At 41.1% G+C, this 26,088-nt stretch carries 19 protein-coding genes and 2 pseudogenes; 17 read left to right on the forward strand and 4 right to left on the reverse strand.

The annotated features are described in order from the left end of the window. Positions 1–205: 205 nt before the first annotated feature. The 3 genes from V7K38_RS21835 (at position 206) to V7K38_RS21845 (ending at position 6,785) form a co-directional block, all read left to right on the forward strand. Positions 206–3,640, forward strand: coding sequence for a two-partner secretion domain-containing protein (locus tag V7K38_RS21835; protein WP_334860547.1), 3,435 nt, complete (start codon positions 206–208; stop codon positions 3,638–3,640). A 92-nt stretch (positions 3,641–3,732) separates the two neighbouring features. After that, positions 3,733–4,449 carry a hypothetical protein gene (locus V7K38_RS21840; protein WP_334860549.1) on the forward strand — a complete coding sequence of 239 codons (717 nt, stop codon included), beginning with the start codon at positions 3,733–3,735 and terminating at the stop codon, positions 4,447–4,449. A gap of 608 nt (positions 4,450–5,057) precedes the next feature. Then, on the forward strand, positions 5,058–6,785 hold the full coding sequence (locus V7K38_RS21845; RefSeq protein ID WP_334860551.1) for a ShlB/FhaC/HecB family hemolysin secretion/activation protein: 1,728 nt from the start codon (positions 5,058–5,060) through the stop codon (positions 6,783–6,785). 151 nt (positions 6,786–6,936) lie between these two features. Here V7K38_RS21845 and V7K38_RS21850 read toward each other — a convergent pair. After that, a pseudogene (locus tag V7K38_RS21850) lies at positions 6,937–7,242 on the reverse strand (phosphate ABC transporter ATP-binding protein); the annotation flags it as partial. A gap of 507 nt (positions 7,243–7,749) precedes the next feature. On the opposite strand from V7K38_RS21850, the gene V7K38_RS21855 reads away from it, so the two are divergent. The 4 genes from V7K38_RS21855 to V7K38_RS21870 all read left to right on the forward strand — a co-directional run bounded on the left by V7K38_RS21855 (position 7,750) and on the right by V7K38_RS21870 (position 9,389). Next, positions 7,750–8,070 (forward strand): hypothetical protein, encoded by a 321-nt coding sequence (locus tag V7K38_RS21855; RefSeq protein WP_334860553.1) that lies wholly within the window; start codon positions 7,750–7,752, stop codon positions 8,068–8,070. 198 nt (positions 8,071–8,268) lie between these two features. After that, positions 8,269–9,024 (forward strand): DUF6920 family protein, encoded by a 756-nt coding sequence (locus tag V7K38_RS21860; RefSeq protein WP_334860555.1) that lies wholly within the window; start codon positions 8,269–8,271, stop codon positions 9,022–9,024. Between the two features lie 25 nt (positions 9,025–9,049). Beyond that, positions 9,050–9,238 (forward strand): hypothetical protein, encoded by a 189-nt coding sequence (locus V7K38_RS21865; RefSeq protein ID WP_334860557.1) that lies wholly within the window; start codon positions 9,050–9,052, stop codon positions 9,236–9,238. Continuing rightward, positions 9,177–9,389: a hypothetical protein gene (locus V7K38_RS21870; RefSeq protein ID WP_334860559.1), complete on the forward strand. Its 213-nt coding sequence runs from the start codon at positions 9,177–9,179 to the stop codon at positions 9,387–9,389. Before V7K38_RS21865 ends, V7K38_RS21870 begins: the two co-directional genes overlap by 62 nt. A 143-nt stretch (positions 9,390–9,532) precedes the next feature. Here the strand turns inward: V7K38_RS21870 and V7K38_RS21875 are convergent, their stop codons facing one another. Next, positions 9,533–9,727: a hypothetical protein gene (locus tag V7K38_RS21875; RefSeq protein WP_334860561.1), complete on the reverse strand. Its 195-nt coding sequence runs from the start codon at positions 9,725–9,727 to the stop codon at positions 9,533–9,535. On the opposite strand from V7K38_RS21875, the gene V7K38_RS21880 reads away from it, so the two are divergent. From V7K38_RS21880 to V7K38_RS21900, 7 genes and pseudogenes are all read left to right on the forward strand, one after another. Then, positions 9,685–11,223 carry a phytoene desaturase family protein gene (locus V7K38_RS21880; protein WP_334860563.1) on the forward strand — a complete coding sequence of 513 codons (1,539 nt, stop codon included), beginning with the start codon at positions 9,685–9,687 and terminating at the stop codon, positions 11,221–11,223. The genes V7K38_RS21875 and V7K38_RS21880 overlap by 43 nt on opposite strands. Before the next feature lie 113 nt (positions 11,224–11,336). Beyond that, a complete protein-coding gene (locus V7K38_RS21885) occupies positions 11,337–12,683 on the forward strand; it encodes an FAD-dependent oxidoreductase (RefSeq protein ID WP_334860565.1) in 1,347 nt (448 codons plus the stop codon). 82 nt (positions 12,684–12,765) lie between these two features. Next, positions 12,766–12,978: pseudogene (locus V7K38_RS29710) on the forward strand (element excision factor XisH family protein); the annotation flags it as partial. Then, positions 12,963–13,301, forward strand: coding sequence for a XisI protein (locus V7K38_RS21890; RefSeq protein ID WP_334860567.1), 339 nt, complete (start codon positions 12,963–12,965; stop codon positions 13,299–13,301). The pseudogene V7K38_RS29710 and the gene V7K38_RS21890, both read left to right, overlap by 16 nt. A gap of 529 nt (positions 13,302–13,830) precedes the next feature. Then, entirely contained in the window at positions 13,831–14,280 is a 450-nt protein-coding gene (locus tag V7K38_RS21895) for a pyridoxamine 5'-phosphate oxidase family protein (RefSeq protein ID WP_334860569.1), read from the forward strand. Between the two features lie 263 nt (positions 14,281–14,543). Continuing rightward, a complete protein-coding gene (locus tag V7K38_RS29715; protein ID WP_442940792.1) occupies positions 14,544–14,633 on the forward strand; it encodes a hypothetical protein in 90 nt (29 codons plus the stop codon). Between the two features lie 148 nt (positions 14,634–14,781). Next, the gene (locus tag V7K38_RS21900; RefSeq protein ID WP_334860571.1) at positions 14,782–16,266 is read left to right on the forward strand and encodes a CIA30 family protein; all 1,485 of its coding nucleotides are present in this window, start codon (positions 14,782–14,784) and stop codon (positions 16,264–16,266) included. Between the two features lie 723 nt (positions 16,267–16,989). On the opposite strand, the gene V7K38_RS21905 is transcribed toward V7K38_RS21900, so the two are convergent. Both V7K38_RS21905 and tmk read right to left on the reverse strand, forming a co-directional pair. After that, the gene (locus tag V7K38_RS21905; RefSeq protein WP_334860573.1) at positions 16,990–17,802 is read right to left on the reverse strand and encodes an alpha/beta fold hydrolase; all 813 of its coding nucleotides are present in this window, start codon (positions 17,800–17,802) and stop codon (positions 16,990–16,992) included. 664 nt (positions 17,803–18,466) lie between these two features. Beyond that, positions 18,467–19,102 (reverse strand): dTMP kinase, encoded by a 636-nt coding sequence (gene tmk / locus V7K38_RS21910; RefSeq protein ID WP_334860575.1) that lies wholly within the window; start codon positions 19,100–19,102, stop codon positions 18,467–18,469. A gap of 327 nt (positions 19,103–19,429) precedes the next feature. On the opposite strand from tmk, the gene V7K38_RS21915 reads away from it, so the two are divergent. The 3 genes from V7K38_RS21915 to V7K38_RS21925 all read left to right on the forward strand — a co-directional run bounded on the left by V7K38_RS21915 (position 19,430) and on the right by V7K38_RS21925 (position 26,030). Continuing rightward, a complete protein-coding gene (locus V7K38_RS21915; RefSeq protein ID WP_334860577.1) occupies positions 19,430–20,998 on the forward strand; it encodes a GMC oxidoreductase in 1,569 nt (522 codons plus the stop codon). A 284-nt stretch (positions 20,999–21,282) separates the two neighbouring features. After that, positions 21,283–24,093, forward strand: coding sequence for an ATP-binding protein (locus V7K38_RS21920; protein WP_334860579.1), 2,811 nt, complete (start codon positions 21,283–21,285; stop codon positions 24,091–24,093). Positions 24,094–24,422: 329 nt separating this feature from the next. Then, positions 24,423–26,030: an ABC transporter substrate-binding protein gene (locus tag V7K38_RS21925; protein ID WP_334860580.1), complete on the forward strand. Its 1,608-nt coding sequence runs from the start codon at positions 24,423–24,425 to the stop codon at positions 26,028–26,030. Positions 26,031–26,088 lie beyond the last annotated feature (58 nt).

Here is a 26,088-nt window from a genome sequence, read left to right on the forward strand (position 1 = left end):
GACTTACGCAAAAAATAGTCAAAACCCTTATTTTCAGGTAGAAGCAAGAAATTAATTTCCTTTACCCGTGTAGTTTTGCGTAATCCCTAGTTTTGGCGCTGATATTAATAAGTGATGAACTAACCTCGAATCTTTACAACAGAGAAAGATATTCAGTTCAGGAATATCGTGAACTTTATTTTAATTTATTCAAGGGAAATTAATTATGAATATAGTACATCATATTCAAAAAGTCAGGATTAAAAGTATTCTTTATTATTTATGCCTAATATCAACGATATTCAGCCAAGGTTTGCCAGCGAAAGCCCAAATTACACCCGATAACAGCCTGGGTGCAGAAGCATCTCAACTCAATCAAAATGTGTTAATTCATGGCGCACTAGGCGACAAAATTAATGGTGGTGCAAAACGCGGCAGCAATGTTTTTCATAGTTTCAGCGAGTTTAATATCCAAGATGGGCAACGAGTGTATTTTGCCAACCCCAGTGGAGTAGAAAATATCTTGGCACGGGTAACAGGTGGGAAAGCATCGAATATTTTCGGAACATTAGGCGTTGATGGTGCAGCAAATTTGTTTTTGATTAATCCGAATGGGATTTTGTTTGGAGAGAATGCACAGTTAGATGTGCAAGGGAGTTTTGTGGGTACAACAGCTAATGGAGTGCAGTTTGGTAATCAAGGAAATTTTAGTGCTACCAATCCTCAAGCACCGGCATTGTTGACAGTAAATCCTTCGGCGTTGTTTTTTAATCAGATTAATCAAGGTGCAGGAATCCAAAATAACTCAATTGCAGCAGCAGGGATAGATAGTGCAGGGTTTAAGACATTTGGTTTACGAGTTCCTGATGGTAAAAGTTTGCTGCTAGTTGGTGGTAATGTCAGCGTGAATGGTGGGTGGTTAAATGCTGATGGGGGGAGAGTTGAATTAGGGGGATTAATAGCACCTGGAAAGATCAATCTAGTTTCTAATGGCGATAATCTCAGCTTAGAATTTCCTGAGAATGTGACTCGTGCAGATGTATCGCTGACGAATCAAGCAATTGTTTCTGTAAAAGGGTTTGGGGGCGGTAATATTCAAATCAATGCCCGAAATATAGAGATATTAGACGGAAGTGGACTTGATGCTGGTATTGGGGTGGGCTTAGGGAAACCTGAAACGATTGCAGGGAATATTACCCTTAATGGAACTGGAGAAATCAAAATTGCGGGTTCGGAGAGTCAAATTGTCAATTTAGTTCGTCCAGAAGCAAAAGGCAGTGGGGGTAATATTACCATTGATTCTGGTTCTTTCTCATTACAAGACGGTGCGATGTTGTCTACCTCAACTTTTGGGCAAGGAAATGCGGGGAATGTGACAGTAAGTGCAAAAAATGGTGTTTTCCTTACAAATGGTAATATTTTCAGCACAGTGGAAGCGGGAGGTATAGGTAAGGGTGGCAATATCAACATCAATGCAGCAACTCTATCACTCACTGATTCTGCTCAACTGCAAACTTCTACTAGTGGTGCATCTGCTAACCAACCAGCAGGAAGAGGGGATGCAGGCAATGTCAATATTAAGGTAACAGGCACTGTTGATATTGCTGGGGAAAAAAACGGTTTTGTCAGTGCAATTAATAGCTTTATGGACGAGGGAACAGTTGGCAATGGAGGTAATATTACCATTAATTCCGGTAACTTCTCATTACGCGATCGCGCTCAACTTTCTGCCTCAACTTTGGGAGAAGGGAATGCGGGGAATGTGACAGTAAAGGCAGAAAATGCTATTACCCTTGCAAGTAACGCTTCTATTTTAAGTGCAGTGGAAGCCGGAGGTGTAGGCAAGGGTGGCAATATCAACATCGATGCAGCAACTTTATCACTCACCGATGGCGCTCAACTGCAAACTGCTACTAGTAGTGCATTTGGAACTAAACCAGCAGGAAGAGGGGATGCAGGTAATGTCAATGTTAAGGTAACAGGCACTGTTGATATTGCTGGGGAAAAAAACGGTTTTGTCAGTGCAATTAACAGCTTTGTGGACGTGGGTACTGTGGGCAATGGAGGTAATATTATCATTGATTGCGGTGATTTTTCGTTACGCGATGGTGCTGTAATGTCTGCCTCAACTCTTGGACAAGGAAACGCAGGGAATGTGACAGTAAGTGCAAATAATGCTATTAGCCTTACAGATGCTGCTATCTTCAGCACGGTATCAGCCGGAGCTATAGGTAAAGGTGGCAATATCAACATCAATGCAGCAACCCTATCACTCACTGATGGCGCTCAACTGCTAACTGCTACTAGTGGTGTATTTAACACTAAACCAGCCGGAAGAGGGGATGCAGGTAATGTCAATATTAACGTAACAGGCACTGTTAATATTGCTGGGCAGAAAAACGGTTTATTTAGTTCAATTAGCAGCTTTGTAGACGTGGGTACAGTTGGCAATGGAGGTAATATTACCATTAATTCCGGTAACTTCTCATTACGAGATGGTGCTATATTTTCTGCCTCAACTTATGGACAAGGGAATGCGGGAAATATTTATATTTATGCCAAAAATGCACTAACTGTTTCTGGAACTAGTCAAAAGACAGGATTTTCTAGTGGTTTATTTACATTTAGTGATTCTAATTCTATTGGCAAGGGTGGTGATATCACTTTAAATACCAATATCTTTCATATCTCTAACGGCGCTTTATTAGATGCACGTACCAGAAATAATCAAGAGGGCGGCAATATTACGGTAAATGCCAAAATTTTTGAAGCACTCAATGGTGGACAACTCACCACCACTGCCTCAAACAATGGACGTGCAGGTAAAATTACTGTCAATGCTGACGACAAGATAATAATTAGTGGTAGTGATTTTGATTTTGATAACCGAGTTCGTAATTTTCCTGGCACAGTAGTAAATATTGGTGCTAATAGTGGCTTATTTGTCAGTTCTACAGGTTTAGGAATCACAGGGGATATCGAAGTCAACTCCCCCCAAATTACTCTAGATAACCAAGGTAAACTCAATGCCGAATCAGAATCAAGTAATGGTGGTAACATTACAGTTAATAGCGACTTACTCTTACTTCGTCGTGGCGCTCAAATCTCTACCAGCGCAACAACAGAAAAACTAGATGGCAATGGTGGTAACATCAATATCAACTCAAGATTTATCTTGGCAGTTCCCAACGAAAACAGTAATATCAGTGCTAACGCCTTTAGGGGAAAAGGCGGAAATATTAAAATCAATTCACGAGGTATTTTCGGTATCCAGTCGCGGGCAAAATTAACTCCAGAAAGCGATATTACTGCAAGTTCAGAATTGGGTGTTTCTGGTGTAAAAAATATCAATACACCCGATAACAGTTCTATTCCAAACAGTTTCACCGGATTATCACAGAACGCCATCGACACCAACGTACTTATCGCCAATAGCTGCATTTCACGCGGCATCAAGCAACAAGAAAACTCTTTTACCATTACAGGTTCTGGTGCTTTATCTACTAATCGTCCTGGGGTTTGGGTTTCTAGCTACAGAACTGGTGAGGTGAGAGGTGTCGAAATTACATCCCATGCTTGGAAAAAAGGCAATCCGATTATTGAACCACAAGGATTGTATCGATTACCCAATGGGCAATTAATCTTGAGTCGAAGCTGTTAATCTGAAAGATTGCACATTTTGGGAAAATGTGATGTACAGAAAACTGCACATCCACCAGATAAATTACACACTTGTATCTGCATAAAAGGTGAATGCATTCCCTAGTCGTTTCCCCTAATCTGAGTATTAAAGAAACGGTTAATGAATCGAAAAACAACAAAGTTTGTCAATTTATCAACCGTTCTGATGAAAATATCATTATTTCTTTAATTCAGATTGAGAGGTTGATTATGTTTGATAAATTAGTTTGCAACACAATTTTAGCAACACCTTTGACATTCCCAAAATTCAAACAAACTGCTTCTATGGCAATTTTAGTAGCTGGAATTGGATTATTTGGCATTAAGTCAGCAGATGCAAGAAATGCCTTAGTGCAAACACAAAATGTTCCTGAATCTTCATCTTATGCGATCGTCTCCGGCGCAGACAAGCTGATCGCGCAACTCGTAGATGCAAATTCTCCGATTTACGGAACTTGGAGTCTAAGATATAGCGTTGATGGAACCGTTTATCAAAGTATCTTGGTGATGGAAGGATATTCTGGAGCGATGAGAACTAGATATTTTGACTCTACAATCAATAAAAGGCAAGTTATAGATCAAGAAATTAGCCTCAAGTCTTCTCCTCAAGGATTAGTTTTATTGGGATATAACCCTGTCTATTCTGGAACTTCTCAAAGACACCCGACTTATGCTGCGGATAATTTTTTGTTTTCTATTGAGCCTGATGGCTCAGTAGTAGCGTATACTTGCGACGATTTACGACGATGTTCAGCTGTAGATGTGGAAACTATATTGTCCCAATCTTAAATAGAGTTCGTCTGCCAAATTATCTGGTGATTAACAAACTGATAAGTCAGTGCTTACGCTATCGCCTCTTTTTTTCTTGCCTCATATTATGTCTGTTCGATGACTTAATCGCAAGATCCCCTCACTTTGGCAAGCTGCGGTGTACACACAGTCTTCTAACATTCCCCCATCGGCTTTTCATCCCCCAAATTTGGGGGGCAAAAACCGAGCCAGCGCCGTCTTCTCACATTCTTTTCGAGAAGCTTGTCTGCGACACGCTACGCGACACCTGGGAGTTTCCCTCATGAGCAACTAGGATATAGGGTGTAATGAACGTGGAAATCATAACTAATTATTTGAACTTGATATCTATCATATAGAGTTAGTATAAGTTCTAAATATTAGAATTGCCAAATTAAAGCTCGATGGTTGCACAAAGATGCAACCATCGAACAAAGTATTATGGTATTTTGATTAAGCTATAATATAATATTTTTTAAATATCTAATTATTAATGCGATCGCTAAATCAGTTGGTGGGAGTGAATAGAAATATGATTCCTATAGCATAAATCAATCTAAAAGCTTTACCAATTAAAAATGATAACCCTTACAAATCGTAGATAAACAATGGGTTTTTACCTTCGGTTTCAACCAATTTTTTTCATATTACTTTCTGGCATCAGCATCACTCCACTCGCAGTATTTGCCCAATCGACACCCCTACCAGGAGTCACAATTCCCCGCGATGCTCCAGGAAAAGTGGAACAAACTATTCCTCAACCGTCACCATCACCAAGTATTTCTCCCACCCCACCTGCACCAACTGTTCCTATACTCCCATCACCACAACAGGAAAATGTACCTGATACCACTTTTCCGAGCGGCGAAAGTTTTTTTGTCAAAGAAATCCGAGTTATAGGCTATTCTGTTTTAAAAGATGAAATCATTAAATTAAAACAGCCCTTAGAAAATACAAACATCACATTTGAGCAATTATTGCAACTGCGATCGCAAATTACCAAACTCTATGTTGATAATGGCTATATCAGCAGTGGTGCTTTTATTCCCAATAATCAAGATATTGCAAGCGGTGTTGTGCGAATCCAAGTTGTAGAAGGCGAACTTGAAGGAATTTCCATTTTAGGGTTAAAAAGATTGCAACCTGCTTATGTGCGTTCTCGGATTGCACGGTTGGCAAATAAGCCTTTAAACCAAAAACATCTCGAAGAAGCGCTGCAATTATTACAACTCGATCCTGCCATTGAACGAGTTAATGCCGAGTTAACCGCAGGTAGCACCCCAGGTAACAATATTTTACAGGTGACAATTACCGAATCGCCAGCATTCCACGCCGGGGTAAACTTTGCCAATAACCAATCACCTAGCGTTGGTTCAGAACAAGGAAGTGTTTTTATTGCTCACGATAACTTATTAGGATTCGGGGATAAATTTAATGCCGAATATGCTAAAAGTGAAGGTCTAGATATTTATGATATCAGTTATTCTATTCCCTTTAACCCCTTAGATGGAACTATTGGTGTCCGCTATAGTAACAGCGCTAGCCGAATTATTGAAAGCAAATTTAGTGATTTGAATATCCGTAGCGAAGCCGAAACCCTTTCTTTGAACATCCGTCAACCCCTAATCCACAAGCCAAACAACGAATTTGCTTTAGGTTTAGCATTCGATTTACGGCAGAGTCAAACCTTTATACTTAATAATATTCCCTATTCCTTTACTGAAGGGCCAGAAAATGGGAAATCAAGAGTTACGGTAATTCGCTTTTCTCAAGATTGGTTACAACGTAATATTAACAGTGTCTTTGCGGCGCGATCGCAATTTAGTTTTGGCATCGATGCAATTGACGCAACCGTTAACGACACTGGTACTGATGGGCGGTTTTTCTCTTGGGTGGGGCAATTACAATTGGTGCAACGGCTATCTCCCCGCATTTTGATGTTAGCCAAAATTAACACTCAACTGACACCTGATTCTTTACTTTCACTGGAAAAAATTAGCATTGGCGGAGTAGATACAGTACGCGGTTATCGTCAAAATCAACTTGTTGCTGACAATGGGGTAGTTGGAGGAGTGGAAGTTCGTATTCCCCTGACATCGAATATCGAAACTTTACAGCTAACACCCTTTTTTGACATCGGCACAGCTTGGAACAATAGAGGTACTAATATCGACCCACAAACCATTGCTAGCCTGGGTTTAGGCTTAAATTGGCAACCTTTAAAAGGTTTGGTATTGCGTGCAGATTATGGTATACCATTCATGGGTACTAGCGATCGCGGTAATTCGCTACAAGATAATGGCTTTAATTTTTCAATTCGCTATCAACCGTTTTGATATTTAGGGATTTTGATTCCGGTAGGGACAATACCCTCCGGCTATTCCGTTGGAGAACTCGGAGAGTAGCCGCAGGGTATTGCCCCTACGACAAATGTGGTTTTTCAAAACATTCATTTTTGGTCTTTTATGTCAATGGCTAAGTCCTAATTTAACCAAATTTATCACTGACGTAATCTTTTGTGTCTTTCTGCTTAGAGTTATTCAAAATCACTTCTGTTGAGTCATACTCTACCAAGTAGCCAGTACGATCGCCTGTTTCCGTAGAGCTAACGTTGAAAAAAGCTGTTTTGTCAGAGACTCGTGCCGCTTGTCGCATATTGTGGGTAACAATGACAATGGTATATTGCTCTTTAAGTTCGTGAATCAGTTCTTCAATCCGCAAACTAGACATGGGATCGAGTGCAGAACAAGGTTCATCCATGAGTATAACTTCCGGTTGTCCAGCGATCGCTCGCTTTTTTTGCTAAAAACCTTTGTTTTAACGCTAATTTTGATGTGCTTAACCATAAAGCCAAAAAAGCTGAACTTCTAGCTTAATTAATACAATTCAACCATAAATCAAACTCTTGTAAATACTCGATTTCAAACATCCGGTTGTTATGCTGTTCTGTAGAATACTAATTAGAGCAAGCTGTAAAATCTTTTTGGGAAGAGGCTATACAGTTATCAAATCAATCCAGGTTTTTAAGTGAATACTTTATTAAGCAATCTAATGCTACAGTCAAGGCATGTAAAACCAGATTACAGCCAACAGCTTATTTTGAAAACAAAGTTCAAGCACTTCATGGACAGCAGACATACTTGTCCTGGCTGTTCAAGTATTTTACTCCGCCATATCCGCTTGGGAGTGCTTTACTGGCGTTGTAGCTGCTGCCGTCAGGAAACACCAGTTTTATAAACAAGACTGAGAGAAGCAGAAGTAGATTCTAAGAATTTTTATTTTCTATTAGGTTACTAATAAATGTCTCACGCATTGATTAATTTAACATTGCCAATCGTTCTTCAAGAAATTGAGAATGTATTGGGTGAGTACCCTGAGCATCCTTATCAATTAGCCTTTTCAATTCATGAATTGCGGCAAAAGCTAATTGCCCACATTCTCAGTCATGCCCCTAACCGCTATGTAGTCGAAGAGGTACAGAAATCATCTAGCGACCCGAAACTTCACAACTTTTCTCCTTTTAAGGAGCGATTATATCTGGAAATGGTTGTTCACGGAAGTATTCTGCATATACTGCGCGAAAACGCTGATTGGGTGAGTCGCCATATTCCACATATTTAAAGTTAGTTCTTATTGGCCAACAACTCTATTCAAGATTCAACCCAACAATCCAATGATTAATCATCAATCTCAAATGACACCTTTCATTGCTTCTCCAAGAGACAATTGGGCAGATCGCGTTGCAGTTTTGCTTGCAGGTTATTGAATCCATGCTGACTACACAGCCACTTCTGGTAGGAGTTCACAATGGTTAAAACAATGACTAAAACCCAAGATGTATCTTTAGATGATTTGTGGAAATGGGCATCCATCAATGGTGGAGTTTTCCAGCCAGAATTGCTAACAGATATTCCCCCCGTAGCCCGTCGTTATCTGGAAAATGCGATGGCCCCCGGTACGCAGCTAGCCTCAGCAGTTAGATTATGGATGCACGGAGAAATCAAACTCGGTCAAAAATGGCATCCCTTTAAGGGAGAAGAAGTGATTTACTGGAATCGAGGGATGATTTGGCGGGCGAAAACTTCGATGCAAGGCTTACCGATTTGGGGCGCAGATCGGATTGTGGATGGTGTTGGCGAGTCTCGGTGGAAAATCCTGGGGCTGTTTCCGGTGATGCAGGCATCTGGCGAGGATATCACCCGCTCTACTGTGGGGCGAGTTCAAGTAGAGTCGATGTTACTGCCTTCCGTCCTCTGTAATCCCGACATCTCCTGGATCGAGTTGAACGGTTCACAAGTACAGGCAAACTTCACAGCACTCGGTGAACCTGCCAAACTCACCCTGACGGTTAACGATCAGGGAATGTTGGAGCAAGCCAAAATAGATCGCTGGGGCAATCTTGAAGGCGAAGCGTTTCACTACATCGATTTTGGTGGCATGGTCGAGGATAGTGGCACCTTTGACGGCTACACGATCCCGACTCGCCTTCGTGTTGGCTGGTATTTTGGGAGCGATCGCTTTGAGTCAGAAGGCGAATTCTTCCACTGCGCGATCGATAAGGCAATCTATCGATAAGATGTAAAACTATAGAAAACAAGTCATGCAAGCATTTATTTTTGCTCTCACACTAGCAGACTTACCAGTTATTAGTAACTTCATCGGTGCGATGATTGCCGAAGCATTATCGTTATCAAAACAAACATTAGGACTTGCATTGCACGCTGCTGGTGGTGCGGACGGGGGCGATCGCGCAACAAGACAATTTTCAAGGCGTATTTGTCGCCAATGACAAAGGCGATCCAGTCTTCGTACCCATTACAGTTAGCAGAACGGTAAATGACAAAACCGAGGTCAAGTCTGGCTTAACCAGAAACGAATTTGTCTTACTCAGCTTTCCACCCGGAACTCGTAAGGTTTCTAAAGCCAATGGCAGACCTTAAGGAGGCTTGATTTTCCTATGAAAAAACTTGCTTTACCACCGCCAAAAACTCCATTGAAGCACAATTTGCGAAAGCGCAGACTTCCTCTCGGTGAAATTCTGATTATGTCAGTCGAAACCCTGTGGAGTGACAAGTTGCGAACATTAATATTGTAAGGCTTTTAGTCTAGCCCGCAGTTGGGCGATTTCCTGCACCATATCTAAGACCATTACCGCCCCGACGATGACAGAGCGGGTTGAAGCATAGAGAAAATTATTATCGATCGCAAGACGTTTATTGTTTGAGGAAACCTCAGATGAAACCGGATTACCTAATTGTAGGCAGTGGTTTATCAGCATTGGTCTTTGGTGCTTTGATGGCAAACTCTGGTAAGACCGTGCAAATACTCGAAGCCCATGAACATCCAGGCGGCTTTGGTCACACATTTACGATGGCTAAAAAATACACGTTTAATGCCCAATTCCATTATGTTTGGGATTGCGGTGAAGGACAAACGGTCAATCGGGTACTCAAGAAACTGGGTTTGGATCGGGAAGTAACCTTTGAGCGGTACAACCCAGATGGCTTTGACCACATGCGAATGCCGGGATATGCGTTAGATATTCCTTCGGAACCGGAGGAGTTGATGCAGCGATTATCAAGGTTGTTTCCTGCACATGGCGATAGCATTCGCCAATTTGTTAACGAGGTTGAAAAAACGGGCGCAGGTTTGAAAAGACTCGCTCCCCCAATTAAGCCAATTGAACTACTTAAACATACAAATGAAGTGTTTTCTACTGTCCAATATCTCAACAGTACACTTCAGGATGTATTCGACAAATTTCAGCTACCCCAAGCCGCCCAAACCCTATTAGCTCTGCAATGGCCTGATTTTTTGCTGCCTCCAAATCAACTCTCATTCTATGCGTGGGTCATTTTGTTTAAGGGTTATCAAGCAGGTGCATTTTACCCAACCCAGCATTTTGAGCATGTCATCAATTCCTTAGTCAAGGTGATTGAATCCCACGGAGGGCAAGTACTGCTCAACCATGAAGTCACGAATTTTAGACTCACTGACAAAACGGTTACGGGCGTTGAGGCGATGGATTTAACCACCCATCAAACTCACGAATTTACAGGCGAAACCGTGATTTGCAACATTGACCCCAAAAAAGCCGCCAAAATGATTGGTGAGTCTAAGTTCTCTAAAAGTGTGCGTCGAAAACTCAACTATGAGTATTCTCCATCCAACTACATGGCTTATTGCGTCGTCAAAGACCTCGACCTTCGAGACTATGGATTTGGCAATTGGAATCTCTTCCACACAGGTCATCACGATCTGAATGGAGCCTTTGCTCAGATGTATGAATACAATGACTTTTCCAATCCCAGCTTTGCTATGACAACGCCCACTTTATTGACAGAAGCAAGTCGGGATTGCCCAGAGGATTGCCAGATTGTGGAATTTCTTACTGTTGCTAATTACGAATACTTCCAGCAATTGCAACAAAATGAACGCAAAGCCTACAACCAGAAAAAGCAAGAAATCTTCGATTGCATCCTAGATGTTGTGGAAGAACACTATGTACCTAATTTTAGAAAACATCTAGTCTTCCATATCACGGGTAGCCCCACCACTAATGAACGTTTTTGCTGGTGTCCCAACGGGAATTCCTACGGCTCCAGTCTCACACCACGCAACATGGGTCTAGGACGGTTAAATCACGAAACCTCACTAAACCATTTCTATTTCTGCAATGCCTCATCAGGCTATCCGGGCTTTGCTCCCACATTCTGGACTGGGGCATTGCTGTATCAACGATTATCTGGCGATGTGCTGTTAGGCAACAGCTAAATAAACAGTCAGACAATTTTGGATTTATCCGTGGGATAAATCCGTTTGCTCTGTACCATCCAGGAATCATTGGTCACACATATTATTCATATTCAAAAATTGAGAGGTCAGCTATGAGAATTGCAGTTATCGGTGGCGGAGCCAGTGGTATGGCTACAGCTTACCTGCTTGATAAACAAGGGCATCATGTCACCGTGTTTGAACGGCAGCCCATGTTGGGGGGACATATTCGGACACTCAACAAGAATGTATTGCCTAACCAATCTGATTGCAATGAAATCTTGGAAACTGGAGTGCTAGAATTTCCTACCGTATTTCATCACTTTGTTGCTCTCATGCAAGAACTAGGAGTAAAACTAGAACCCATCCGTGTCGGTTCAGCTTTATTTCCCAAAGATGGCAATCACTTTTTATCGGGGGTAACAATTGAGAACAACTATACAGGTGTTCAGCGCCTGATTGAATATCTGCGGTTCGATGTCCTCCATACCCGTTCCGTTGGATTATGGCTGGAAACCCGATTTGCCCAGATGGAAGATTTTTACGATCGCCCACTGTCTCAATATCTGAATAACCAAAGTATGAGCAATACCTGGCTAAAGTTGCTGATAATGTATAGCTACTCAATGCCCTTTGAACTCATTGACGATTTTCCCGCAGAGCTAGCAATTCCGATGTTGCGCGACTACCTCGCAGTTAAATGGCTCAGGGTTGAAGGCGGTGTATATTCCTATATTGAAAAAATTTTAGAGCGATTTAAAGGTGAAGTTTTGTTAAATGTGGAGATTGCCAATATTTCTAGAAGTCCAGATGGTGTAAAAATAAAGCGATCTGCCTCTGGCAGCAGCGCTTCTGCTGAGGCAGACGCTTCTCTGCGAGAGGCTCCGCCAACGCGTAGCTTGCTTCCCCGTAGGGGTACGCGATCGCACGGTGATATCCAAGATTTTGATAAGGTCGTGTTTGCTACACCACCTGACCAAGTAATGGCTCTGTTAGCTGACGCAACCGAGGTTGAAATTAAACGCTTCTCAAAGTGGAAAGCCAATTATGTAACTACTACAGTTCATACAGATACTTCCATGTATGATCATCATGACATCCATCATCCCTCAGAATTTGATTTTTTCCAGACAGCCACCCGATGGGGATATAACAGTTATTTAAATCAGCTTTGCGGGATCTCATCGCCACAGAATTATTTTCTATCCTTTCAACTGGAAGGATTGATTGCCAAAGATCGGATTATTCACACTCAAGAACATCACACGCCGTTGTATACTACTGAATCTTTTCGATACCGAGATGAAGTAGTTGCTACCAATGGAGAGAATCATACTTACTATGCAGGAGCTTATCTAGGAGATGGATTGCATGAAGGAGCGATCGCATCTGCCTATCGAGTTGCTGAACTCATCGGTTCACCCTTAGCTCTCTCCAAATTACTAATTCGTAATTCGTAAACCCTTACTTCATACCTAACATGATATTGACTACTGCGATCGCACCAAAAACCCTGACAGCACATGAACATCTGATGTAAAAGATTTAGAACAGGCTTTAGGGCAATATATCCTATATCGCCAAATTCTCAATGAGACAGGGATCGAGCGAGATATCTATCTTGCAGTTTCTCGCTTAACCTTTAACAGTGTATTTACCATAGAATTAGGACAGATTTTACTTACAAATCAGATTGTCAAATTAATTGTTTTTGATGATGAAAGTGAGGTTATTGTTCAATGGATACCCGAATAGGATATCGAGAAATCATTAAGAACATACTCCAAAGTCACGCAGATTATCGTGCTTCTCTTCTTGATGCCTATAACTCTCAAGTTATATTTGATGATGAGCGAGGACAATATTTAGTTTTAGACATTGGGTGGAATGGCGATCGTTACCTTCACTCTACCCCTATTCACCTGAGTTTAATTGGCGATAAAATCTGGATTCAGTATGACGATACTGAAGAGGGGATAGCAAATGATTTGACGGGTGCTGGTGTTTCTAAAAGTGATATAGTTCTTGGATTTCGTCATCCTAAAGTTCGACAATATACAGGGTTTGCTGTTGCCTGATGGGTAACAGTTACTATCCTAGAAAAAAGTAAATTTATATCTGACATTTTTCTTACTTTTTATATTGTAATCAAACAAATAACCCTAGAAATCAAACAACACTATGTCATGGTGTAGAAAATTAACAAGAGTGCAAAAGTGCTTTTTGACCTCTTGTTGATATTTGGTTCACCAAACCCCTGGATTTTGATGAGTTACTTGCTGTGCTTACTTGTTTAGCGATTTCCCAACAGTCCTCATCTGCGAACGGCTTGCCGTCTGCGACAGCGATCGCTTAACGGATTTTGGGTCAAGTCTCTAGAAATGGAGAACTAAGTCTTTAAAAGCAGTTAGAAAAGGCATATCTCAGTTATTATCACCATTTTTGAAACACTATCAAACAACTCATTTGATTTGCTTATGTAGATTTACAAGGGGGATATTTTTTGCTATCCATACCCTCGGAATAGTTAGGATGAAAGTAGGCAAAATGTCAACAACATATTTGTGACTAGATTAATCAATTAAATATTTATTCTGGAGAATGACAATGTTAGATATCGATGAAATGGGCACAAAAGAGATACATGAACTCTTGCAGAAAGTAGGATATGGACACTTAGGTTGTGCTATTGAAGGACATCCTTATGTTGTGCCTATGCGCTATTATTTTGAAGAGCCAAACATCTACATCTTTACTACGGTTGGGATGAAGACCAAGTATATGGATGCGAATCCAGAAGTTTGTTTGCAAGTTGAAGATGTCCACAATCAAAAGCATTGGCGCAGCGTTACTGTGACAGGTCTTGCTGAACACATCACTCTTGGGCAAGACATCGATCGCGTGATGCAATTTGTAAAAACCCAAAATCCAACGCTTTCACCCGCGATTAATCGCACCTGGATTGATGCCTGGGGTCGTGCGGAGGAGATGGCGCTCTATTGTATCCATCCTACTGAGATGGCTGGGCGAACTACTGATGGACTTAGCAGCCGGTGAGAATCTAGATGTCCAAATAGGCAGGGGAGAAGTTGTAGTAAGTCTTTCCCCTCTGCCTCTTATCATAGTCAAGCCTTAGAAAAACAGGAGGAAAAAATGTCTCCTGAAACAACCTGTAAAGACTCGGTAGATAAAGAAGTATGTGTGAAAAATGTTTTGATATTCTAATGCAGAGTTATCAACAAGTATTGTGCTACACGTCTGGAGTAACGGCAGTCGCAAAAACAGAGAGTAACTAACTGCCGTTAGCAAAACTTAATCTTATTAGAAGTCTTGCCATTAGCTCAGATGGGCAGAATCTAGTTAGTAGTTGCAGTTGGAACAAAACTATTAAAGTGTGGGGACTGGCTTAAAGACAACATAACTAGTACAACAAGGCAAAAGTAAAAAGAAAGAACGCTGATTTTGTAGGGTGTCTAGCGATTTTAAATGGGTGGTTTATTTACGCCGTGAGGTACTAGCTTATTGGGCTAAACTGAAGAAAGTTATGAGGACGCAAATATGACTGACAAAAATCGTTCTCAATGGGACTTAGGCAGGTTTATCGAAACCCTGACTTACTTTGAGGTAATTCCTTTCCTTAACTGGGTACAGCAGTTAAGGAAAGGCCGTCCTAAGGATAATCAAAATAGACCCAATGGAGGAAGAAACGTGGGTGTAATATTAGTAGCAGGTGCAACAGGTGGTGTAGGTAAACGAGTCGTACAGCGATCGCTCCAACAAGGTTATAAAGTTCGCGCCCTAGTTCGAGATATTGACAAAGCGCGGTCAATTATTGGTAACAATATAGACTTAGCAGTTGCGGACATCACTCAACCAGAAACCTTAACTTCTGTAGTTATGGCTGATATCCAAGCTGTAGTTTGTTGCACAGCAGTGCGCGTACAACCAGTTGAGGGAGACACAGCAGATAGAGCAAAATATTATCAAGGTGTTAAATTTTACCATCCAGAAATTGTTGGCGACACTCCAGAAAATGTTGAATATCAAGGTGTCAAAAACTTAGTTCAAGCAGCTGCAAAATATCTACCTCAAGCAAATGAAAAAGTAATATTTGATTTCACCAAGCCATCAGCAGAATTAAAGGATTACTGGGGGGCGCTGGATGATGTCGTTATGGGTGGGGTGAGTGCTAGTAATATTCAATTAGTAGAAAATGCAGCTTTGTTTGCTGGTAATGTCTCCACGGCTAACTCTGGTGGATTTGCTTCTATCAGAACCAAGAATTTTGATCCACCCTTCAACTTATCCGGTTGCAAAGGTGTAAAATTGCGCGTCAAAGGTGACGGTCAACGTTATAAAATATTCTTACGGACAGAGGCAAAATGGGATGGCATTGGGTATAGCTATTCTTTCGATACTGTAGCTAGTACCTGGATAGATGTTGATATTCCCTTTGCAGATTTGATTCCCGTCTTTCGGGCAAAAACTGTCAAAGATGCACCGCCACTTGAGGATAATAGAATTTGTTCATTCCAACTGATGTTGAGCAAATTTGAACACGATGGTGCTTTAAATCCCAAATTTTCTCCTGGTGGTTTTACTTTGGAGTTGGAATCAATTAAAGCTTATGGCGGGACAACTTTACCACAATTTATCCTAGTCAGTTCAGCAGGCGTGACTCGTCCCGGCCGCCCTGGGATTAATTTAGATGAAGAACCGCCAGCAGTGAAATTAAATGACCAATTGGGAGGAATTTTAACTTGGAAGTTGAAGGGAGAAGATAGTTTAAGAGAAAGCAAAATTCCTTATACGATTATTAGACCTTGTGCTTTAACTGAAGAATCAGGAGGTAAGGAATTAATATTTGAGCAAGGTGATAATATTAAGGGCAAAATCAGCCGTGAGGATGTGGCAGAACTTTGTGTGCAAGCATTAAAATTAGCGAAAGCTTCTAATGTTACCTTTGAGGTAAAACAGGCAGACAATACTGTTAGCTCTATCGATTGGCAGAAGCTATTTTCTAATTTAATAAAGGATAAATAAGTAGGTAGGCTTAATTAAATATAAGCTCAAACCTCACCCTCAATCCCTTTCCTTAGTAAGGCTACGGTTCTAATTACCCCCCTTAATCCCCCCTTGGAAAGGTGGGAAACAAGAGAATTTCTTTTCCTCACCTTTCTAAGGCTACGGTGTACACACAAGTCTTTGAGAGTGGCCTCATAGGCTTTTGATCCCCCCAACCCCCCGATAAATTGGGGGGCAAAAGTCTCTTAAAGTCCCCCTTTTTAAGGGGAGCCACTGCGGTCTTGGGGTTTCCCCAAGTGGAGCATGTGGCGTGGATTTAGGGGGATCTCCAACGATTTTGGGTTTGTACAAAGATGTGTGTACACCGTAGCCTTTCTAAGGGGAGGGTTAGGGTGGGGTAATTCAAGAACTGGTAGTGATTCGATAACTTGTGTGTACACCATAGCCTTAGTAAGGAGAGGGAAGCCGGAGGCAGGGTGAGGTTTTATATTTAATTTGACCCACTTACTTAAAGTGGCTATAGAGTTATATAGAACTAGTATTTGATTTTTGAAATCCACGTAGGGGAGCTAGTCGCGTGGGCGGGTTTCCCGACTTGAGCATTAGCGTAGCCCGCCAGCTTATGGTGCGTTGTTCCGTCTAACACACCCTACAGATACTTGTATTTTTTCAATAATCAAATATGATTCCTATAGTCTGTAGCCATACCAATAAATATGTCTATAAAACCAGTTTTATTAATTACATAATGTAAGCTGGCTTCAATTTTCGTAGGAAGTTAAGCATGGCTGAAATCACCATATCCGGCGACTCAACTAAGAAGCCATGACCACCACAGTCGAGGACTACTAGTTCAGCGTTAGAAATGCCTTGGACAAGTTGCTGAGAAAACTTTAGCGGGGTAAGAATGTCTTGTTTCCCAACTAGAACTAGGGTAGGACAATGAATTTGTTGAAGGCGGTCTGTTGTGTCAAAGTCAAGAATGGCTCGGCTGTGATGATGGAGTGAATGAGTTGCTGGTGGGAAAGGATATCTGATTGCAAATTCGATTAGACCTTCAATCATTCCAGGAATCGAGTAGAAGGTATCTGTAAATATCCAGGGTAAGAGGACTTTTTCGTAAAGTTTTAAGTCTACATTAGCGCAGAGATCGCCCCAAGTCTCAATGATGCTGTTAAATAATCCATCACCCTTAGCCAACGATGAAAGTAGCATCAGACTTTTTACTTTTTCGGGATGTGCTAATACTAACTCTTGCGCTATTTGACCACCCATTGAATGACCTGCTAGATGTACCTTCTCGATCGCAAGATAATCGAGCAATGCTGCAACGTCATTAGCCATCTGTTTCAGACTATAGGGGGTTTCGGGAGCAGAACTTCGCCCCATACCTCGGTTGTCTAAGCGAATCACTTGATATTGCGAAACCAGCGATGGCATGAGCAGTGACCAATAGGCATGATCGCAAAGGAAGCCAGCTATTAATAGCAAAGGCTCACCTGTTCCCTTAATGTCGTAAAACAAATCAATCCCGTTTATCTGAATCTTTGGCATAGTTAATAATCCTGCTGAACCCGATCTGAAGTAGGGATGGATAAGGCTACACTCCTACGTCTTTAATCTCTCGTATACCGGAATTTGATAGCCGTTGGCGAGGCGATTGATCGTGTTGGCAGTAGCTGCGATCGCCATTAGTTCCCCGAATATCGTATCATTCATACTTTGGGTAAGTGCCGATTATTATTTATATTTCTATACAAATGACCAAGAACAAGGGCAAGCCAGAGAATCTAAAACCGTTCGCTACAGACAGAGAAGAACCATTAACCGAAAGATTAAATTTACACATCACTAAGAGGTTGAATGAACAAGTATTTCACTGTGATTTTAGGCACTTTTAGATCCCCCCTATCCCCCCTTAAAAAGGGGGGAACCGGAGTCAAAGTCCCCCTTTTTAAGGGGAGCCACTGCGTTGGGCGGCTCTGCCGACTTGAAGCACGTGGCGTGGATTTAGGGGGATCTAAAACTTTTTATACCGACAAGATGACTAGTTCATTCATCCTCTAAGACAATGAAAGAGAAAGTGCAGCAACAAGACGACCCTCCTGAATTCTGTAGAGAAGCTATTCAGAAAGCACTAGATGAGAAAAAAGGGAAGTAGTGAAAAGTTGTTGGAGTTTAGTGCAGGAACTTTTATAAAAATAGGTTTATTTTTGTCCTAACTCGGTAAGTGCAGGTGTACGCGCAAAATTTCTTGAATTGCACGTTTTACAGCTTCTTTACTCAAGCTGCCATCTACCCGCATAATTCTTGAGGGATGGGATGCTGCTAACTCTGCGTATCCTTGCTGAACGCGCTGATGAAAAGCGATCGTTTCTTGTTCAATGCGGTCTAATCCGATTCCATCTCCCCGTTTGCGGGCTAGTCCGACTTCGACATCGACATCTAACCAAATAGTTAAGTCACTCTCTAAACCAGCAGTGGCAATATAGTTAAGCTGATGGATTAAACTCATGTTCAAACCACGACCATATCCTTGGTAGGCAATGGTAGAGTCAGTATAGCGATCGCATAAAATATATTTTCCTGCTGCGAGATTTGGTTTGAGTTCTTGTTCAACGTGTTGCGATCGGTCAGCAGCATACAATAAAAGTTCTGTCACTTCAGCAACTGGCTTATCCTCTGCCTTCTCTAGTAGCAAGCGGCGAAGATGTAAGCCTAACTCCGTTCCCCCTGGTTCACGAGTTACCACCAGAGAAACACCCAGACTTTCTAACCACTGACAACAAAGCTGCATTTGGCTGGTTTTGCCGCAGCCTTCCACCCCTTCAAATACAATTAATTTGCCACCCATGCTTTTTTAAAGTTCGCTGACGCTTGATCAAGAATACCGTGAAGTGTTACAGGCGGGTGAGACAACTACCCCGCAATCAGTAATTGGATATTTTTATCTGGAAGTTTTGAAATAGACAAAACAAGTTTTTGGCAATTTGGCAGATCAACTATTTTTGATACTGATATTTTTGGGATTGTGCAACGAGTGTAACAGAAGTTGCCATAACCAGGTGGTCGAGATTTTTAAGTTACTTCTGTAATTCCTTGAAGACATCAATCGCAGCTAGTTATTTCAACTGGTATGTCAACGTGTCAGTGCATAATCAACTCGTACAGGAAATCAATTATGTCAGGCGTAATTAAACGTCGTCAATTTATTCAGGCAACACTGGCAGCAACTGCAAGCATAGCTGTGCCTAACATTGCTTCTGCTACCTATCGTGGTGAAGAATGTGTAGAAGCGCTGGTGATTGGTAGCGGTTTTGGTGGAGCAGTTGCAGCATTACGCCTTGGTGAAGCTGGAATTCAAACCATAGTATTGGAGCGAGGACGACGATGGCCAATAACCAATGCAGGTAATACTTTCTCCACATATCAAAACCCAGATGGTCGGTCTACTTGGTTAAGTCCGACTACAGTTATATTCAACAAAGTTCCGATTGATATTTATACTGGTGTTCTTGATGTTAAGGTAGGCGATGGTATTATTGCTTATCGTGGGGCGGGGGTAGGAGGCGGTTCGCTAGTCTACAATGCTGTCAGTTATCAGCCAACTAAAGAACTTTTTTATCAGGTTTTTCCACGCAGTATCAAATATGAGGAACTGGATAAAGTTTACTATCCAAGAGTGCGTTCCATCATCAAACCATCTCCTATACCGGATGATATTTTACAGACTGACTACTATTTGGCAAGCTGCATTTTATTAGAGCAAGCAGCCAAAGCTGGTTTAAGAGCTAGGAAGCTTGATGTCGCTGTTGATTGGGATATCGTTCGCCAAGAAATTGCGGGTAAGAAGGTTCCTTCAGCGATCGCAGGTCAAGTTTACTATGGGCTTAATAGTGGTGCAAAAAATAGTTTAGATCGAAATTATCTCAGCATGGCAGAAGCTACTAAAAAGGTGGAAATCCGACCCTTACATGTAGTAAACACAATCGAAGAATACCATGCTGGGCGTTACCGAGTTACCTGCAATCAAATCGATGAGCGCGGAGTTGTACTGTCCAAAAAATCCTTTATCTGTCGCTATCTATTTTTAGCAGCCGGTTCCATTGGCACTACTGAATTGCTTTTGCGTGCCAAGCAGAATGGGACATTGCGCCGCTTGAACAATCAAGTCGGAAAATTGTGGGGAACTAACGGTGATGGAATAAGTGCGATTGTCACCTCTGGTCAAACTAATGCCACACTGGGCGGGCCAGCATCGGTAGTAATTGAAGACTTTGACAATCCCATCGCTCCATTAGTTATCGAGCAACTTCCTTTTCCCATAGTTCCCCAAGGGGTGTTAGCTCCTCTGAGCCTTGCGATCGTCAAGCCAGAGGGCTATCTGACTTACAATACTTCTACGCAATCAGCTAATCTGTTCTGGCCGAAAGACTCAGCCAACAATCAAAAAATTACTCAAGCTAATCAGTATACTTACCAACGGCTAAATCAAGCTAATGGTACTACTTTTGGCGCTCCACTTGACTTTAGTGCTACAGCGCATCCTCTTGGTGGTGCAACGATAGGTGCTGTATGCAACACTTACGGTAAAGTCCACGGCTATTCTAACTTATTTGTTGTTGATGGTTCTTTGATTCCTGGTTCGACTGCCTGCACTAACCCATCACTAACCATCGCGGCTTTAGCGGAGCGCTGCATGGATCGCTTTCTTAATAAGAAGCTTCCTGAAAGTATGGAGTGGGAGTAAAGATAAGACATCTCCAGAAATCAATTAAGACCTCTCCCCGTTGGCGTTAGCCTGCCGTTAGGCAAGCGGAGAGAGGCTTAATTTCCGTGATATTTTTATGTAAATTTAAGGTAACAAAATCTTTTCTGGAGATGTCTATAGGTTACTGAAGCTGTACCGTCAAAAAATGCTGATGTTGTAAATATGTTTTGATTCCGAGCAAAAAGTCTCTGTTCAGAACACTTAGAAGATGGGAACTCTAGCTAATAAGCTTAATTACAGTATCCCATCCAGCACTGCCAATCATGTCCCATCCTGCTGATCTTACTTTGGGCCAGTCTTCTTACCCTCGCTTGACTAGAAGCCTGAGTGCTGTTGAAAGTTGGGGCTTCGGTTTAACGGCTCATATTTCCTGGACAGCATTGGTTCCGGCAATTCATGCTGCTCTCGGTTCCCAAGCTATTTTTGTCTGGATACCTGCGGTGATTTTCGGAATGCTGCTCAACTACCAGGTAAAACGTTTGGGTATACATTTTGTTAACGTGGCTGGAGGAACGCCTAATTATGCTACTAAGCTGCTGCAAAACTACCCAGGAATAGCTTGTTATGCCGCTATTGGATACCTCCTCAACTGGGTTTCCTACCTGTCAGTTAATACCATCGTTCTCAAAGATTTAATTAAGGTGAATTTGGAGGCACTGGGTATTGCCTGTCCAGAAATATTACTGAATATTGGCTTTACACTGTTGCCGTTTATAGTGGCGTTTAGTGGGACTCGCGCCCTAAGTATTTTACATCTATTTTTTGTAATTCCAGCCTTTGGGCTACTAATGACCTTCTGTATACAGGGTTTGGGCTGGTTAGCGTTCTCTAATGTTAGTCCGGGATTTTTTCCTACCAATTGGTCATCTTTGAGCTTTGTCGATTGGGCCAAGTGGTTCTTTTTTGTCACTTATGCTACCTACAGTTGCGAAACGGCTTCTTCTTTTGTCGCCGATAGCCGTCAACCCTCGCAAACGCTGCGCTTTTTAGATGTTGCGGCTTGGATGATGCCACCCATCTTTTTAGGGGGATCTTGGGTAATGATGCGGTTAGCAACCGATTCTAGCCTCGCAGACAATGCTTTTCTGAATCTTGTGGCGGCTTCCCAACCTTTTTGGGGAAAATCAGCACCTATAAGTGTTTCTTTTTTGCTGGTGGCTGCTTGTCTTTTAGGTTCGGCAACAGTGGTTTCTAATTGTCCTCGGATTTTGTATCAGTTGGCTTTAGACAAACACATTTCACCTGTATTTTCTGTTGTGTCACGTCGGGGTGTATTTGTGCCAGCACTGACCTTAACATTGGTATTGTGCCTAATCTATTTAATTTGGGGAGATGTCGAGCGAATCGTAGCCGTTGGCAATGTCGGCTGGTTTGTCTCCTTTATGTTATTGCATTTGGGGCTTTGGCTGCGGCGCGATCGCCCGGAAGTTTTGTTCCCTCCCATATCTTTGGCCATTTTGCTGTTAGAAGTTGTGGTGCTAGTGGTGGGCGGATTTGCCTGGGGTTGGCTCAACTTGCTAATTGGGCTATTATTTCCCATTGGCGTTATGGGAATAGATGCGGTGATTCGCCGGGTAAACTTCCCTCCCTTCCACCCCAGTTGGTGGATGCGGCGATATAAATCGCGCCCTGTGGTAATTATCAAGGACTCAGTAGTTCTCCAGGTGAGCATCCTGATTTTTTTACTATGCAGCGCAGTGACAGTTGGCTGGTTATTTGGTGTCAAACTTAATAAAGCGGCAAGTGCGGCGGGTGAAAACCTATTTGTGGCGCTACTGATGACGGTAGCATTTGTAGGAGTAGCGATCGCTTGTTGGACAAGTTTACCGCAAGTGGTGGCGATCGCAGAAGCCCGTGAAGCTGCCGAACACCTATTTACTGTTGCCCAAGATGGTATTTTAGTTGTGGATGATCGAGGCATTATTCAGCAGGCGAATCCAGCCACTGAATTTTTCTTTAGCGTTAACCCATCCGAGTTACGGGGAAATCACCTCAACAAATGGCTAACTGCATTAGTCTCCTATCCAGACGAGTGGACAAAGCGTAGCGAACAAACCTTACTCCGCAATGGCAAAAACAAAATCCTAGAAGTTTCGATCTCAGACAGGCCCCATCAGGATTTTCAAGAGTATGTAGTCATTCTCCACGATATTACCCAGCGCAAACAAGCAGAACAGATATTGCGATACTCAGAAGCACAACTGCGCCAAGAGGCAAAGGAGTTAGCATCTCAACTCGTGCATAGTGAAAAAATGTCCAGTTTAGGGCAGTTGGTAGCAGGTGTAGCGCACGAAATCAACAACCCAGTCAACTTTATTTATGGCAATATCACTTATGCCAATCAATATATCGAAGATTTACTCAAACTACTGGAATTATACCAGAAAAACTATCCTAAGCCAGTAACTGAAATTAAAGAACAAATAGAAGCGATCGACTTAAATTTCCTGATAGCAGACTTGCCCAACTTGCTAACTTCTATGACAGTCGGTGTCGAAAGAATCACAGAAATTGTTTTATCTCTGCGAAACTTTTCCCGGTTAGATGAGACAGAGATGAAAGCTGTGAATATCCATGAGGGTATAGATAATACATTAATGATTCTGGAACATCGCTTAAAGGCAAAATCTAACTCTCTAACAATTGAAGTCATCAAAAAATACGGCGATTTGCCATTAGTAGAATGTTATGCTGGACAACTGAATCAGGTATTTATGAATCTTCTAGCAAATGCGATCGATGCTTTAGAAGAGGCAGTTGAAAATGGTGCATGGGGAGCAAAAAAAGCAGCACTATCTCCTCCCAAAATTCATATTTATACTGAAATTACTAGTGAAAATCAGGTAGTTATTCGGATTGTTGATAATGGTACAGGCATTCCAGAAAATATCCAAAAACAGTTATTTGAAACATTCTTTACTACTAAACCAGTTGGCAAAGGTACGGGATTAGGTTTATCTATTAGTTACCAGATTATTACCCAAAAACATCAGGGAAAATTACAATGTATTTCTACTCCTGGAGAGGGTACAGAATTTATAGTTGTAATTCCGCTAAAGAAGCAAGCTATTTAATTATCAACATGAATAGAAATTAGTTCGACACCTATCGAATCGTAAAAGTTAGGAGTTATACTATCATTTTGGAAAAAGGATGATAGATAATTATGCCGTGTCCAAACTGCCAACAGGTTATAGAACAGCTAAATATTAATATTGACCTTTTCTTTCAGAAATTAGAGACAACTTCAAATAGAAGGCAGATTAGTGAACTTGACAAGGAAATAATTTGCCAATCTCTATTGGGACATTCTCGACAACATATAGCTCAAATATTCAATTTATCCGATCAGCAAATTAGAGACAGACTGAGTAATAATATTTATCCAAGAATAGCAGAATTGATGCAAATTGACCAAGAGCAGATAGCTGGAAAGTGGGTTAAGCTTATTAATTTGTTACTTCATCCCAATAACGGATATAAATTGCAGACTGCTCCCCAATTAAACAATGATAACTTTCAAGGTAGTTTTGGTAGACAAATTTTTCTTTATCCCCCAAATCAAGATATTGTTGAGTTACAAATTCAAGCTAATAAATTTTATCAACAAGGACTTTACTACCAAGCATTAAAGTGCTTTATTTGGGCTTGGAAAAAAGAAAAAGAAATATATGGCATAGGTAATCCAGAAGTTTTAATTTATATTAATAACTGTTTAATTGAATACAAACAATCTCTTTTTAAAAACAAAAATATTAATATTTATACTTTAGCTGTAGTTGTGCCATTTTATCATAATCAAGGTCATGTCGCATCTGAGATTTTACGTGGGATTGCTCAAATTCAACTTCAAATAAATCTTCAAAGCTTTGAGAGAATTTCACTAGAGAAAGAGATAAGTTTAGATGAAATCAAACCTGACAAACTTTTTACTCTAAATAATACTGATAGTCGGATAGCCTTAAGGATTCTAATTGTCAACGATCCTAATAATCTCTATGCACCATATAGCCAAACAGCAGAGAATTTAGCCAATTTAGCGCCACAATTAAACCTGATTTCTATTATTGGTCACTATTCAAGTGAAATGACTAAAAAAGCACTACAGTTATATTCTCAAAATGGACTAATTTTAGTCAACTCTAGTAGTACCTCTAATGAACTTTCTCATTTATCTGGGGGTGAAAGCTTATCCTTTTTTAGACTGACTACTCAAGATAGCATAAATGCTACACAATTAGCTCATCACTTAACAGAAAGATTGTCAGGTAAAAATAATCAAAAAGTAGCTATTATCTATAATAAAAATAGTAGTTATAGCACTTCATACAAAAATACTATCAAGAAATATCTAGAGCAATATAGTGAACAGCTTATTTTTCTCAAAGAATGTAGTTATATCAGCGAAAACTATTATCACATTCAAGCTTATCTAGAAGATATTAAACAGAATGGCGTTGATATTATTATCATAATTCCTGATGGAGGAATTGAACCTAATTCCCTCGATAATGCTGGATTAATTAGTAGATTAAAAATCAATGACTGTCTGATAGCTGGTTCAGCTACTTTTTATCATGAGAATGTTTTACATTGGATTCATGAGCAAAGCCAGTATAATTTGGTGAATCAAAACGAGTGTCAAATTATAGCCTGTGTTCCTTGGCATTGGCAAAGTAAAACAAATGGTTGCAATAGCGAAAATCAGCTAGGACAAAGATTTTGTCAACTAGGAGAGCAATTATGGGGAGAAGGAAAACTAACATGGCGTAGTGCAACAGCTTTCGATTCAGTGTTAATAATATTCCGAATTTTAGAACAATTTTATATTTCCGATAGTCAATCTTTACTGATACACATGAATAAATATTTCAAAGAATGCAAAAAACAAGTGAAAGGAGTTACAGGAATTATCCAATTTGAAAAAAATGGCGATCGCATCAATCCCCCAACAGAAATAGTCGCCGTAAAATGGAATGCACAACAGCATAAATGGCAATGGACAATATAAGATTTATGTTTCTAACTGAAATGATGATATTGAGTATATATAAAATTCCACGCTTGTA

Source organism: Nostoc sp., from assembly GCF_036917465.1.
Lineage (GTDB): Bacteria > Cyanobacteriota > Cyanobacteriia > Cyanobacteriales > Nostocaceae > Nostoc.